This window comes from Bacillus sp. DB-2 (genome assembly GCF_003315125.1).
Classification (GTDB): domain Bacteria; phylum Bacillota; class Bacilli; order Bacillales; family Bacillaceae_G; genus Bacillus_A; species Bacillus_A mycoides.
Genome location: NZ_QNRN01000004.1, coordinates 333,983 through 347,178, shown reverse-complemented (window position 1 = coordinate 347,178; position 13,196 = coordinate 333,983). Strand labels below are relative to the sequence as shown.

The following is a 13,196-nucleotide window of genomic DNA, read 5'->3' as shown; positions in this document are numbered from 1 at the left end:
TTTTCAAATATGTAAGATTTTACATTAGCATGAGACTTTTACTTATTATGTAAGTAGGCTATACTAAAATACATATATTTTGAAATTGGAGCGAATAAAGACGACATGGAATTAGTGAAGTTAGAAAAAATAATTGAATTGAAAAAAGAAGAATTATTGAATCTAGTCTCAAATTATGGACTTCAACATGAAAAAGTAATAGCACTCAGCCAAGAAATTGACAAATTAATAAACTGGTTTATGTTTTTAAAATAGAAAGAACTATGACGTGAGTTGAATATGTTATAGTTCTTTTTTATTCATATATATTGTCTAATTTCTTACAGAATGCGCAAGCTGCTAGTCGACTATGATAATTTTTGGTTATAATAATAAAGGAATTATTAATTGTATCGGTTAGGGGCGCAGCAAATATGAAAACAGTCGTTGTCATCGGTGGAGGTATTACTGGACTTTCTACTATGTTTTATTTAGAAAAATTAAAGAAGGATTATAATATAGATTTAAATTTAATCCTTATTGAGAAAGAAGAGTATTTAGGTGGTAAAATCCACAGTGTGGAAGAAAATGATTTTATTATGGAATCTGGAGCAGATTCTATTGTAGCTCGTAATGAACATGTTTTGCCGCTTGTAAAAGATTTAAATTTAGAAAATGAAATGGTATATAACGAAACAGGTATTTCTTACATATACTCTGATAACATATTACATCCAATTCCTGCTGACACTATATTTGGGATTCCTATGAGTGTTGAATCATTATTTAGCAGTACGCTAGTCTCAAAAAAAGGGAAAATCGTTGCTTTAAAAGATTTTATTACGAAAAATAAGGAGTTTACAAAGGATACATCACTTGCTGTATTTTTAGAAAGCTTTTTAGGGAAAGAATTAGTGGAAAGACAAGTTGCACCTGTGCTTTCAGGTGTATATTCTGGTAAATTGAATGAGCTTACAATGGCATCTACGTTACCATATTTACTTGAGTATAAAAATAAATATGGAAGTATTATTAAAGGTTTTGAAGAGAATAAAAAACAATTTCAGTCAGCAGGAAATAAAAAGTTTGTATCATTTAAAAGTGGACTATCTACGATTATTAATCGCTTAGAAGAAGTGCTGACGGAGACTGTCATTAATAAAGGTGCTGTAACAACAGTGATAAGTAAAAAAGGGGATCGGTATGAGGTTTCTTTTGCAAATCATGAGACAATACAAGCTGATTATGTCGTTTTAGCAGCTCCACATGATATCGCACAAACGTTATTACAGTCTAATGAGTTAAATGAGCATTTTAATAAATTTAAAAATTCATCGCTTATAAGTATTTACTTAGGTTTTGACATACTAGATGAACAACTACCGGCTGACGGCACAGGTTTTATCGTAACGGAAAACAGTGATTTACATTGTGATGCTTGCACATGGACAAGCAGGAAGTGGAAACATACATCTGGTAAACAAAAGCTATTAGTAAGAATGTTTTATAAGAGCACTAATCCAGTATATGAAACGATCAAAAGTTATAGTGAAGAAGAATTAGTACGAGTTGCTTTATATGATATTGAAAAGAGCCTCGGAATTAAAGGTGAACCGGAAGTAATTGAAGTTACAAATTGGAAAGATTTAATGCCGAAATATCATTTAGAACATAATCAAGCTGTTCAATCATTACAAGAAAAATTGGCCATGCTTTATCCTAATGTATACTTAGCTGGTGCTTCATATTACGGTGTAGGAATTGGTGCTTGTATTGGAAACGGAAAGAATACTGCCAATGAAATAATTACGACATTGAATGAACAGTCAAAATAATAATATTGAATACATATGTAAATAAAATGTCCCTCCAACATAATGGAGGGACATTTTATTTGTAATTATTTAACATTAATTGCAATCTTTTTATGATTGGCTTTATTCTCTTTAATAGTTAATGTTATTTTTCCAGATTCTTCAAATGAATACGGTGAGAGCCGATAAAGTTCTTTAATACTATGTTTTTCTTTTAATTTATTTGTAGGAATTAATGTTATATTAGGCTTCCATGTTTCCTGTTTGCCTGAAGGGTAGTCTACTATTATTTCTGGATTATTTAATTGTATTGTTTCCCAAGAGACAAAATACAGTTCAACTTCTGCATCTTTTTTTAGTAATTTTTCTGAGAAATAACCAAACTCACCGACATTACCAAAAACAGTGAAATTTTAATTTTGCAATTTAATATCTAAATATCTAGGTTGATATGTTGCTGCGTGATACATTCCGTATGAAAGAGAGAGTGTGGCAGCGATTAATATACCAACTGAAAATGTCTTAAAGCTATTTCCTTTAAAACTTGTCATCATAAATGAGTTTGGTGTGAATTTTTTTGCGAATAAAAAAATGAGTAAAATGAGCAAGAGGGATAAGCCAATGAAAATATACATAAAGTTTAAGCACCTCCGTAAGAAATATTTACTGTTTTTCTATATTTTAACATGAGAGGGTGTAAATTAGGGGTGGTTTTTAGAGGGGAATTAATAAATACAACGAAGTTATATATTATTAATAGGATAAACATCGCTAGAAATATTTGATTTGTGGGACATTAAGGACTTTCCTAATTATAAATACTTTTTCTGCTATAATAAATGAGTAGAGAGAAAGGAGTGATCCTATGGTATTTCCTATGTTAGAAACAGAACGCTTGCGCTTAGTTGAAATAGAACAATCTTATTGTCAAAAAATATATGAAATATTCTCATTAGATGAGGTAACGTGTTATTATGGTATGAATTCTTTTACTGAGTTTGGACAAGCTTCACGTATGATTGAATCTTTTTCAAAAAATTACTTTGAGAAAAAGGCAATGCGTTGGGGGATTGTATTAAAAGACACAAATAATTTAGTAGGAACAATTGGATTAAATAATTTACAACTTTGGAGTAAACGCTCAGAGATTGGATATGATTTGCATCCTCGTTATTGGGGGAATGGTTATGCTTCTGAAGCTGCTCGAGAAATTATTACTTATGGATTTCGAGATTTAGGCTTATTTAGAATTGGAGCTATTACATATCCTGAAAATATAACTTCGTGTAATATGTTATCTAAATTAGGTTTTCAACAAGAAGGGCTGTTACGTGGATACATTCATCAAGGAAATAAACAACACGATGCATTAATGTATTCTATTGTACGAACAGATGTAGAGGATATTCATTATTAATAAAAAAGCCCTTCTTATTTAAAATAAGAGGGGCTTGTAAAAATCAACCTATTTTAGGTAATAAACGTTCTCCGCTTTTCATACTACTTTTACATAAAGGGCATTTAGGCTCTTCTTCAAATGAAAAGTTCTTTCTCATCCATCCTAAACAATCCTCTGATTCACATTCCCAAACAGGGGTTTGTTCTGGTGGTACTTCTGCTACATCGTTCTTTCGATTGCGATACATGTAACCACTCCTTTTATGTAAAAATTTTTAGTTATATATTAAAAAGGTTGTTAACCGAGCTGGTAACAACCTTTTTATTGATTGAATTATAGCTTTACAACGTTTTTAGCTTGAGGTCCACGGTTACCGTCTTCAACTTCGAAGCTAACTTCTTGACCTTCGTCAAGAGATTTGAAGCCGTCGCCAGTGATAGCTGAGAAGTGAACGAATACGTCGCTACCGTCTGCAACTTCGATGAAACCGAAACCTTTTTCGCTGTTAAACCATTTTACTTTACCTGTTAATGTCATGGTAATGCCTCCTAAAATTTAAAAAGATTACAATATGATCGGCCTTATTCGATTGAAAATAAAAGTTCACATATTATCAAAAATCCATAAGGAGTACAAAACATTCCTGATTGATACTTGATAATATGCAAAGAAAGTATAGTGCTAAATTGACCTTAATTACTATCTTACAACAAATGGTGGGAAATAGCAAGTGCTGGTAATACCAGTGAATGAATTGGGTGATACTGGTAAAAGGCACGAAGACATCTCTTTTATTTATATATTATTCCTAATCTGAATTTATTCCAAACAGAAATCATTTATTTTAATAAATATGTTTAAGGGAAATGATATATATTTCAAGAATACAGATGATTACAATAATAAGGAGGATAGAATATTGCTAAATAAACAATTTAAAATAATTGAAGCAGCAAAAGAAGGAAGAAGAAAAGTTCATCCTATTTTCGCTGTTATACTTGCAATTGTATTTTTAACTTTAGGTGAATTTTTCATGTTGTTTATGCTGTTTTTACCGAAAGCAGATACATCATTTGTAAAGGCAATTTATAGTAATATTGAGATGATATTAACGTTTGGTGGGGCTATATTTTTTATTTTTTTATGGATTAGGTTTGTAGAGAAAAGGTCATTTTCATCCATTGGTTTTTGGAAAGTGCAATGGATGAGAAAGTATTTGAGAGGTGCGTTAATAGGATTTATCTTCATTTCAATACCAGTAATTGTACTTGTATTAACAGGTATTGTAAAACTACAAATGCAACAAATTACGGCAACCGCCATATTTGGTATTGTAGGATCTTTAATTGCTTTTTTAATACAAGGTGCAACGGAAGAAATTATTGTACGAGGCTGGTTGTTTCCAGTTATTTCTGTTAGAAGTCGTATATGGGTTGGGATTATAGTGACGTCCTTTTTATTTGGTTTTCTTCATTTACTTAATCCAGGTATTACAATTCTTTCAATATCGAATATAATATTAGTTGGTGTATTTGCAGCTTTTTACGTATTAAAGGACAGTAGTCTTTGGGGGATTTGTGCATGGCATTCCATTTGGAATTGGGCACAATATAATGTCTATGGTTTTGCAGTTAGTGGCATGACGATATATTCAACACCACTATTTAAACCTGTAACAAATGGGTCAGAAGTGCTTCAGGGAGGCTCATTTGGTATTGAAGGTAGTATCATTACAACAATAATGCTTTCTATCGCTTCAATCGTTTTATGGAAACAGTTATGGGGGCGAAAAGTGAAACAACGAGATATTAGCTAATGAAAGAGGGAGAAAATATGGGGATTATAGCGTTTGAGGGAGCGAGTGCTGTTGGTAAGAGTAGCACATGTCGTGAACTAGAAAAAAATTATGGTGCATACATTATACCTGAAGTGAATTTTTTATTTGAAAGACCGAAAAATGAACATAATACATGGTATTTTGAAAAACAAGTAGAGCGCTGGAATATAGCAGTGCAGAAGTCGCAGCAATATGAAATTGTAATACTTGATGGTGATATTTATCAGCCACTTAGTTATAATTGGTGTTTCCATTTTGATATATTTAATCAGCCGTTATCTTTAATAGAAAACTTTTATAAAGAAAAACTGATCAATAAGGAAATTGGTTTTCCCGATCAATATTTTTATTTATATACGAATGATGAAGAGCTTAGAAAACGGAAAGAATCTGATGAGACGAAAAAAAGAAGGAACTTTGAAAAACATTTACATATATCAAAATCGTTTCAACGTTATTATGAAAATCTCAATACCGTCACAGATGGTTACTGTAATTTGATTGAAGCGAAAAGTGTAAAGTCGAATGAATTAGAAATTGTGAAAAGTTTAAACAGCTTGAACGTGTGTGAAAAAAGACGGTTTGATGTTTCGAGGTTAGAAGCTATTACGAAGTGGTTAAAAGAGAGTCGTGCATAAAAAACAACGAGTGCCTTATAAGGTACTCGTTGTTTTTTTATGCATATTGAATATGTGAGTTTATATATTGTTGTAAGTTTGATTTTTCATTTTTCTTAATAGTATTTGTATATTTAGGTAGAAAGAGTTGAGAAGGAGAAACTGGTAGTTCACTACAAACATCGATACCATAAACAGAATTATTCATAGTGAGAGAATGAATACATTTTAAAAGTGTAGATAGTTTCATCAAAGTTTGAAGATGTTAAACCATCATACAATAAGCTCATATTTATGCAGCTACTATAAATTATTAGGCTAGCATATATTTTTATAAATTTAAAACGAAATGCTTAGAGTGGAATTAGCATTTGAAAAAGACTGCACTTTTTGACGGAATAATCTTTCAATTTATAAAGAAAAGAAATACAATATAAGGAAATGCATGTATGATTCAGGAAATAGAAAATATGTAATAAATGAAAATGTATCCCGCTATTTGCGGGAAATAAGACTCGAAATTCAGCTGTGACAAAAAATTAGGCGGAGGTCTACTACCCGTAAAAGCTCGATTGGTTCAACAAATAATCGATGCTTCGAGTTATAACTTGTGAAGGAGGAATAAATATAAGCATGAAAAAGATTATTATTTCAGATCTTGATGGGACTTTATTAAGAAGTGATAAAACAATTTCAGAGAAATCTATTAATATTTTGAGGGAATGTAAAAATAATGGAGACGAATTGATTTTTGCTACGGCAAGGCCTCCAAGAGCTATAAATCAGTATATTCCCAACGTGTTAAAGAATGAGATTATCATTTGTTATAATGGAGCTCTAGTTCTTAAAGGTAATGATATTTTATATGAAATGAAGATTTCTAAAAATGATATTTTAGGAATCATAGAAATAGCAAAAAAGTATAATCTTCATCAGATTTGTCTTGAAATAAATGATAAGCTGTACTCAAATTTTGATGTTACTGATTATTTTGGTAATGTGCCGTGTGAAGTCATGGATATAAGAGAATTAAACTTTGAAAAAGCCTCTAAAGTAATTGTTTGTACTAATGGCTCAATAAATAAGGAGTTCACTAAGGAGTTGCCTGATGAGTGCAAGGCAGTCATTACAGATAACGGAACATTGTGTCAAATTATGCATACGGATGTTTCAAAATGGAATAGTATTCAGCATGTTCTACAGCACTTAAATCGAGATGTATCTGAAGTAATTGCATTTGGAGATGACTACAATGATATGGAAATGATAGAGAAGTGTGGGATTGGCGTAGCGATGAGCAATGCTGTTGAAGAATTAAAATCCGTCGCTAAATTTATTGCCAAAAGTAATGATGAGGATGGAGTTGCTACATTTCTGGAAAGTAATAGTTATATTTATGTTAATTAGTATGGAAAAATGAATCGCAGCAAGTTGCGAAAAAAGAGAAGCTACATCTGTTTTTGATAAATAGATATTATGAAAAGGGAAATATGGGAGGAAATAGGCAAGATGAAAACATTATTTAAAATAATAGGAATTATAGCTGGTATGGCAGTAATTGGAGTAGGTTTAACATATGGTATGCTGTATTATTTAAATAATAGTAAACCAGCTGCGAAAAAGACAACACCAGCAGCCCCCGCAATAGAAGTGCTAGCTGATAGTAATGTAAAAGCCGAAGATGCAAAGATGTTAGAAAACGGGAATTATTCATTGCCGAATAGTGGTTTTAATAAAAATTTCAAATGGACAGATGAGAACATACAGACAGCATTACATGAAATGGCACATCAAAAAGCGAAAGCAGATCAAAAATGGGGATATATCTTTATTACACAAGAACGTATTGAAAGTTTACTTGAAATTATAAATAGTAATGATGTTGCACAAAAAAGTACATATGTGGATATTTTAGAACGATGGAAACAAGGAAAATATGAAAAGGTTGATGTGGACCACAACAAGATTTGGAAATTACAAAGTGGGAATTTAGGAGAAGGGAAAGGAGTAATGTCAGAAAAGGAGCAAAAAGAATTAATTAATCAAGTTTTTATACAAAAAGGTACATATTCAGGTAGTAAATTAATTGCAGGTGGGGGACAAACTAATAAATAAGGTACATATTGATTTTGAAACACCTGTATTGTTATGAACACAAATGTTTTAACAAAAATGAGTAATTGCTTTTTAGAGCAGTTACTCATTTTTGTAATTACTCGCTTACTTTTCTATTCTATTCTCTCTAATAATGTAAGAAACGATTGTAAAACTGGTGATATCCATCTAGATTTATGATAGATTACGTGGCTTTGAATGACTGCTGGAGTTTCGATGGGCTGAAAACAGAGTTGCTCTTTTTGACAACTTTCTTGTACAACGATGTAAGGGAGAATTGAAATTCCTAACTCACACATCACAGATTGTTTAATGACTTCAACATTGGAAGTTTCGAATGTTTTAGCGGGAATATTCCCGCTTTGACGTAAAAAACGATCTACCATCGGTCTATAGCCGCAGCTTTGTTCAGTAAATATAAATTGAGTATTTTGTAATAAAAGGAGTGGATCAGTGTTTGAAGGGAAATGAGCAGGGAAAATCCATCCAAATGTTTCATTACATAAATTACACGTAATAAAATCATTATGCTCTATACTTTCTCCAATTATGAAGATAACATCGGTTTCTCCTTCATGTAGTTTTTTCAATGCTTGCCCATTGGTATTTGTCTCAAGTACGATATTTACTTTCGGATTTTCCTGTTTGTAAGTACGTAATAATTGTGGTAATCGATACACTGCCAATGATTCATTAGATGTAATAGTTAATGTTCCTTCTAAATGGTCACTGTTTTGAGGGATTTCTTGCGCTTTATCATAAATAGTAAGTAATTCTAATGCGTACGGATGAAATTGATGACCTGCTTTTGTAAGAAGTATTTTTTTTCCTAATCGATCGAATAGAGGAATGTTTAAATCGCTCTCTAATGATTTAATATGAGCTGTTACAGTAGATTGCACATAACCTAATGCATGAGCAGCTTTAGAAAAGTTGCCATATTTAACAATGGCACAAAATGTTTTAACATGTCTCATTTCCATAAGCGATACCTCTTTTATTATCATGATTTGTGAATGATTATATCATGTATTTCAATTTTTCAAATCATTAAATTTCTTTTAAAATTAAGTTGTGGAGAAATTTATTCAAGTGAAATTGGAGGAGAAAAAATGAGTGAAAAGAGCTATCATGTAGCTGTAGTTGGGGCTACAGGTGCAGTAGGGCAAAAAATTATTGCATTGTTAGATAGAGAAACGAAATTTAATATAGAAGAAATTACATTACTCTCGTCAAAACGATCTGCTGGTAAGGCAGTAAAATTTAAAGGCAGGGAGATTAAAATACAAGAGGCAAAATCAACTAGTTTTGAAGGTGTAGACATTGCATTTTTTAGTGCTGGAGAAGAAATTTCTAGACAATATGTAAATCATGCAGTTTCTAGTGGTGCAATTGTAATTGACAACACAAGTGAATACCGAATGGCACACGATGTACCACTCGTCGTTCCAGAAGTAAATGCACATACTTTAAGGAAACATAACGGGATCATTGCAGTTCCGAATTGCTCAGCACTACAGATGGTAACAGCTCTTCAACCTATTCGGAAATCATTTGGTATAGAACGAATTATTGTTTCAACGTATCAAGCCGTATCAGGATCAGGAATTCATGCGATTCATGAATTAAAAGAACAGGCTAAGTCAATGCTTACAGGTGAAGAAGTGAAGAGTACTATATTACCAGCGAAAAAAGATAAAAAACATTATCCAATTGCATTTAATGTTTTGCCGCAAGTGGATATATTTACAGACAACGATTTCACATTCGAAGAAGTAAAGATGATTCAAGAGACGAAGAAAATTTTAGAAGATCCAAATCTGAAAATGGCAGCTACTTGCGTCAGAGTTCCAGTTGTATCGGGGCATTCTGAATCGGTTTATATTGAACTTGAAAAAGAAGCGACCGTTGCAGAAATTAAAGAAGTACTACTGAATGCACCAGGTGTTATTTTACAAGATAATCCTAGTGAACAAATTTATCCAACGCCATTATATGCAGAGGGTAAAAGAGATACATTTGTAGGTAGAATACGCAAAGATCCGGATACGCCAAAAGGATTCCATCTTTGGATTGTTTCTGATAATTTATTAAAAGGTGCGGCTTGGAACTCAGTTCAAATCACAGAGACATTGGTGGAAAAGGGGATTATTTAGTATAAATTTATATAAACATTGAAAATAGGAGGATATATGGGAAACCGTTAATTATAATGGTTTCCCATTTTTTACTTAATGAGTATTCTCCTAACTTCAATTTGAATTTAATTTAAGTTAGTTTTTATAGTGTTTTTATAAATATCAATTTTATTTGCTGAGAATTTTAAAAATCTAGGCTCTCCATTAATTGTGAGATAAATATTAATTGAGATTGGCATCTCAACCTTTTTCACTACATCTTCTATAGCAAAATACTCATTTTCTTTTTCGTTATAAAAAACAATGGAACTATAATTAATACCTCGTTATTTTCAATATCAATACTACACATCATAGGGAATTTCTCATCATTATGTATTATTAATTCGCCAGTACTATTGAACCGTTTGATTCTTCTGTGAAATTTATAGTTTCCACTGGTTTTACCCACTTTTCATCGCACTCTTCATTTTCCTCTTCATCTATTGCCCATTCCCATATCGGGTTTTGTTTCAAGTCTTCAATAGTCAATTCATCAACTGGTTTGCTTTTATTCATATACAATTACTCCCTTTATCATAATAAATGGATGATTAAAAAAATTCTTTCTTCAACTGAACAATATGGCCATTTGCATCCCTTTGAAATACAAGTTTTCGCGTTTTCATAATTAGTTGAACGCCAATAAACAGGTTCAATGTAGAGTTTATTCCATTTGATATTATTTTAACTGGTTTCGAAATACTGTGCTCATCCTAATAACTTCTCAAACACTTGTTCTTACGGTGATTTTAACAATGTTTTGAGTAGGTATCAAATAGTTATTAACTGACCTGATTGAAAAGAAAAAAGGATCGTTAATGTATGTGGAAAAGAGCGAAAAACATCAAGAATGAACAAGAAAATTTTAGTATAATATGGATATATTCAATGTGAGGGGGAATTTAATGTGTATCAAATAAAGGGGTATTTTTCGTCACTAAAAGGAAATCATTATGAAATTGGTAAGCAACAAGGAGAATTCGTAAAGAAACATCCATATCTTATTCCACAATTTATACAGCAAGAAAATTTAATATGGGATAATCATTGGACAGAATCTAGAAATGTACTAAAACAATATTGTCCAGGAATTAATGAAGAAATTGAAGGCTTTTGCGAAGTATTGAAAATTCCTTCAAGGAATATGATGTATTATTATCAGACACTATTAAAAGCAGGTTGTAGTCATTGTGCAGTATTACCTAAAAAAACTGATTTAAAGCATACATATGTATTAAGAAATTTTGATTTATCACCCAAAATAGATGATATGCGTTTTTGTTCGACGCATGTTGAAGGTGCATATGCACATAGTGGTTTTTCTACTCAATATTTTGGCCGAACAGAAGGAGTTAATGAGCATGGGTTATCTATTACATTTTCAGCATGTGGTCAACCTGTAGGGAATATTGAAGGTTTAAGAAAACCGATGGTAAATGGTTTGCAATGTTTTGCGGTAATTCGAGTAATATTGGAGAAATGTAGAAATACGCATGAAGCTACATCTTTAATAAAAGAAATGCCTATAGCAAGTAATATTAATATAATTGTAGCGGATCCTTTAAACGCAGCACATATTGAAATATTTGACGGGCATAAATCAATAACAACAATTAATGAGGAAAGTCAAGCTTTTACCGTATCAACAAACCATGCAGTCAGTTCACCTATTCAGAAATTAAATAATAGGAAATTAGAACAATCTACAAAAAGATATCACATTTTACATGAGCATTTAAATCGAAATGAACAGGTGAGCATGGAATCTTTAAAAGGATTGGTAGAAGAAGAATATCCTATTGGGGTGACGGTGCATAATTATGAAGAGTGGTTTGGGACTTTGCATTCTGTATTAATTGATTTACAGGATCGTACATTGAATATTTGCTTCGGATCGCCACTTTTAAACGAGTGGTACTCATTGAAAGTTGGAGAAAGCCTTCCGTTTTCCGAAGTGAATGTGAACTTTAAAAATAAAACTTATGCTGACTTTTGGAGAGAAGAGAAAAATGAAATGACTCCTAAAGATTAAAAAGGAATAAGATGGTAAAATGAAGGGAGTGAAAATAGACAGGAGGGGTTGATATTGCTACAAGCCATGTTACCATTTGTTCTTATCTTATTTTTAGTCGTTTCGATGTATATAACTTATCAAAAAAGAAAAAAAGCAGGGATAAAAGGATTAAAAAGTGCATTAACTTCTATTTGTTGCTTTTTAATTGCAATCTTAAATTTGTTTGCATATTGGTTTCGTTTTGGCGGTATTTTTACTTGGCTAGTCTCAATTGTATTGTTGCTAGTAGGGGCATATTTTACAAAATATATTCCAATCTCAAAAAAGGTACACTAAAATTATATGAGTTTATATGTAATGTTTTATTTCAATGTGCTATAGATGCCTTTAAATCAATGCTTTTGAGCATTTCGATATGTGTTTGCAAACATTTTGCAAACACATATTAAAATATACTCTTCGTGAATGTTTTCGCTGCATCTTCTTGCATATTGGGTAAGACATGAGAATATACCCTTAAAGTTAAAGAGATATCAAATGCCAATGACAGAATTCATGAAGTTTGCAAAGTGCGAGAACGAAGATTTTTTTGACATCAAGCAGATGTACAGCGCGGAAAAAGCTTTCAAGAAAATGTAGAACCACGGAAATCTACATTTTGCTTACATGGGTATACGAGTAAATGTAGCTGGCAAGTGGGGTACGATCGTTGGAAACTAGAAAACTAATTTGTTCGATGGGGAAATAGAAGCGTACAACTGCCACCCTTATTGGGAAATTGCTTACTTCGATGAAGAAGGCAATGTGGTTCATAGCTGTCAAAAGGGAGAGTATGCGATATAAGTAAAAAAGGACGAGCAGTCGTACCTACTGTCCTTTATAGGAGAAAAATTATTCTGGACTAGAACTACGAATAACCAGAAAACGCGCTTTTAACCAGTGTTGTCAAAGATGTAATAATCTATGCAACAAAAAAGCTTAGTCGGAATTCAAAACACCAAAATGGCTTGCATTGGTAAACAGGCTCAAAAGTAGTATATGCAAAATGAAAAATTCCATACAAAAAGCAGACAACAATTTTGGTTGTCTGCCAGTGAGTCGAATGAGTTAGCTAATTGTGATAAATTGCTTTCCCATTACAAGAAGAGTGAAGCTGCTAGTTCAAACAGCTTGTAGGTAGTCTTTTCGATATTTTAAAAAATATACAGAGAAAGCAGATAAGTGACGAATCTACCTGCTTC

General features: G+C 32.0%; 13 protein-coding genes and 4 pseudogenes. 10 read left to right on the top strand and 7 right to left on the bottom strand.

The features are described from left to right. The first annotated feature begins 105 nt into the window (after nucleotides 1-105). Both DET63_RS09490 and DET63_RS09485 read left to right on the top strand, forming a co-directional pair. Complete coding sequence (locus DET63_RS09490; RefSeq protein WP_002012842.1) at nucleotides 106-255, top strand: aspartyl-phosphate phosphatase Spo0E family protein; 150 nt, start codon at nucleotides 106-108, stop codon at nucleotides 253-255. Between the two features lie 158 nt (nucleotides 256-413). After that, nucleotides 414-1,814 carry a protoporphyrinogen oxidase gene (locus DET63_RS09485; protein ID WP_113936531.1) on the top strand — a complete coding sequence of 467 codons (1,401 nt, stop codon included), beginning with the start codon at nucleotides 414-416 and terminating at the stop codon, nucleotides 1,812-1,814. 65 nt (nucleotides 1,815-1,879) lie between these two features. On the opposite strand, the pseudogene DET63_RS09480 reads toward DET63_RS09485, so the two are convergent. Beyond that, nucleotides 1,880-2,428: pseudogene (locus DET63_RS09480) on the bottom strand (hypothetical protein). A 230-nt stretch (nucleotides 2,429-2,658) separates the two neighbouring features. Between DET63_RS09480 and DET63_RS09475 the strand changes: the two are divergent. Then, nucleotides 2,659-3,210: a GNAT family N-acetyltransferase gene (locus tag DET63_RS09475; RefSeq protein WP_002031946.1), complete on the top strand. Its 552-nt coding sequence runs from the start codon at nucleotides 2,659-2,661 to the stop codon at nucleotides 3,208-3,210. Between the two features lie 43 nt (nucleotides 3,211-3,253). On the opposite strand, the gene DET63_RS09470 is transcribed toward DET63_RS09475, so the two are convergent. Next, nucleotides 3,254-3,439, bottom strand: a complete 186-nt coding sequence (locus DET63_RS09470) for a cold-shock protein (protein ID WP_000286202.1) — start codon at nucleotides 3,437-3,439, stop codon at nucleotides 3,254-3,256. Nucleotides 3,440-3,525: 86 nt separating this feature from the next. Next, complete coding sequence (cspD, locus tag DET63_RS09465; protein ID WP_002012849.1) at nucleotides 3,526-3,729, bottom strand: cold-shock protein CspD; 204 nt, start codon at nucleotides 3,727-3,729, stop codon at nucleotides 3,526-3,528. A gap of 382 nt (nucleotides 3,730-4,111) precedes the next feature. Here cspD and DET63_RS09460 point away from each other — a divergent pair, with 382 nt between their 5' ends. Beyond that, nucleotides 4,112-5,008, top strand: coding sequence for a CPBP family intramembrane glutamic endopeptidase (locus DET63_RS09460; RefSeq protein ID WP_113936530.1), 897 nt, complete (start codon nucleotides 4,112-4,114; stop codon nucleotides 5,006-5,008). A 17-nt stretch (nucleotides 5,009-5,025) separates the two neighbouring features. Then, nucleotides 5,026-5,667 (top strand): DEAD/DEAH box helicase family protein, encoded by a 642-nt coding sequence (locus DET63_RS09455; RefSeq protein ID WP_113936558.1) that lies wholly within the window; start codon nucleotides 5,026-5,028, stop codon nucleotides 5,665-5,667. Between the two features lie 37 nt (nucleotides 5,668-5,704). Here the strand turns inward: DET63_RS09455 and DET63_RS30915 are convergent. Continuing rightward, a pseudogene (locus DET63_RS30915) lies at nucleotides 5,705-5,896 on the bottom strand (hypothetical protein); the annotation flags it as partial. A 383-nt stretch (nucleotides 5,897-6,279) separates the two neighbouring features. On the opposite strand from DET63_RS30915, the gene DET63_RS09440 reads away from it, so the two are divergent. Both DET63_RS09440 and DET63_RS09435 read left to right on the top strand, forming a co-directional pair. Then, nucleotides 6,280-7,053, top strand: a complete 774-nt coding sequence (locus tag DET63_RS09440; protein WP_016126914.1) for a Cof-type HAD-IIB family hydrolase — start codon at nucleotides 6,280-6,282, stop codon at nucleotides 7,051-7,053. Nucleotides 7,054-7,155: 102 nt separating this feature from the next. After that, on the top strand, nucleotides 7,156-7,761 hold the full coding sequence (locus DET63_RS09435) for a PRK06770 family protein (RefSeq protein ID WP_113936529.1): 606 nt from the start codon (nucleotides 7,156-7,158) through the stop codon (nucleotides 7,759-7,761). A gap of 113 nt (nucleotides 7,762-7,874) precedes the next feature. Here the strand turns inward: DET63_RS09435 and DET63_RS09430 are convergent, their stop codons facing one another. Next, a complete protein-coding gene (locus tag DET63_RS09430; protein WP_002085642.1) occupies nucleotides 7,875-8,744 on the bottom strand; it encodes a LysR family transcriptional regulator in 870 nt (289 codons plus the stop codon). A gap of 129 nt (nucleotides 8,745-8,873) precedes the next feature. On the opposite strand from DET63_RS09430, the gene DET63_RS09425 reads away from it, so the two are divergent. Beyond that, nucleotides 8,874-9,917 carry an aspartate-semialdehyde dehydrogenase gene (locus DET63_RS09425; RefSeq protein ID WP_113936528.1) on the top strand — a complete coding sequence of 348 codons (1,044 nt, stop codon included), beginning with the start codon at nucleotides 8,874-8,876 and terminating at the stop codon, nucleotides 9,915-9,917. Nucleotides 9,918-10,024: 107 nt separating this feature from the next. Here DET63_RS09425 and DET63_RS30590 read toward each other — a convergent pair. Then, nucleotides 10,025-10,457 (bottom strand): annotated as a pseudogene (locus DET63_RS30590) (hypothetical protein). A gap of 391 nt (nucleotides 10,458-10,848) precedes the next feature. On the opposite strand from DET63_RS30590, the gene DET63_RS09415 reads away from it, so the two are divergent. Together DET63_RS09415 and DET63_RS09410 are read left to right on the top strand one after the other, a co-directional pair. After that, nucleotides 10,849-11,973, top strand: coding sequence for a C45 family autoproteolytic acyltransferase/hydrolase (locus DET63_RS09415; RefSeq protein WP_088032974.1), 1,125 nt, complete (start codon nucleotides 10,849-10,851; stop codon nucleotides 11,971-11,973). 54 nt (nucleotides 11,974-12,027) lie between these two features. Next, nucleotides 12,028-12,291 (top strand): hypothetical protein, encoded by a 264-nt coding sequence (locus DET63_RS09410; protein WP_113936527.1) that lies wholly within the window; start codon nucleotides 12,028-12,030, stop codon nucleotides 12,289-12,291. Nucleotides 12,292-12,400: 109 nt separating this feature from the next. Here the strand turns inward: DET63_RS09410 and DET63_RS30910 are convergent. Next, nucleotides 12,401-12,495: pseudogene (locus tag DET63_RS30910) on the bottom strand (tyrosine-type recombinase/integrase); the annotation flags it as partial. Between the last annotated feature and the right edge of the window lie 701 nt (nucleotides 12,496-13,196).

Bases quoted from the DNA above. Each gene is read 5' to 3' on its own strand.
- DET63_RS09490 (WP_002012842.1), top strand. From the start codon at position 106: ATGGAATTAGTGAAGTTAGAAAAAATAATTGAATTGAAAAAAGAAGAA.
- DET63_RS09485 (WP_113936531.1), top strand. From the start codon at position 414: ATGAAAACAGTCGTTGTCATCGGTGGAGGTATTACTGGACTTTCTACT.
- DET63_RS09475 (WP_002031946.1), top strand. From the start codon at position 2,659: ATGGTATTTCCTATGTTAGAAACAGAACGCTTGCGCTTAGTTGAAATA.
- DET63_RS09470 (WP_000286202.1), bottom strand. From the start codon at position 3,439: ATGTATCGCAATCGAAAGAACGATGTAGCAGAAGTACCACCAGAACAA.
- cspD (WP_002012849.1), bottom strand. From the start codon at position 3,729: ATGACATTAACAGGTAAAGTAAAATGGTTTAACAGCGAAAAAGGTTTC.
- DET63_RS09455 (WP_113936558.1), top strand. From the start codon at position 5,026: ATGGGGATTATAGCGTTTGAGGGAGCGAGTGCTGTTGGTAAGAGTAGC.
- DET63_RS09440 (WP_016126914.1), top strand. From the start codon at position 6,280: ATGAAAAAGATTATTATTTCAGATCTTGATGGGACTTTATTAAGAAGT.
- DET63_RS09435 (WP_113936529.1), top strand. From the start codon at position 7,156: ATGAAAACATTATTTAAAATAATAGGAATTATAGCTGGTATGGCAGTA.
- DET63_RS09430 (WP_002085642.1), bottom strand. From the start codon at position 8,744: ATGGAAATGAGACATGTTAAAACATTTTGTGCCATTGTTAAATATGGC.
- DET63_RS09425 (WP_113936528.1), top strand. From the start codon at position 8,874: ATGAGTGAAAAGAGCTATCATGTAGCTGTAGTTGGGGCTACAGGTGCA.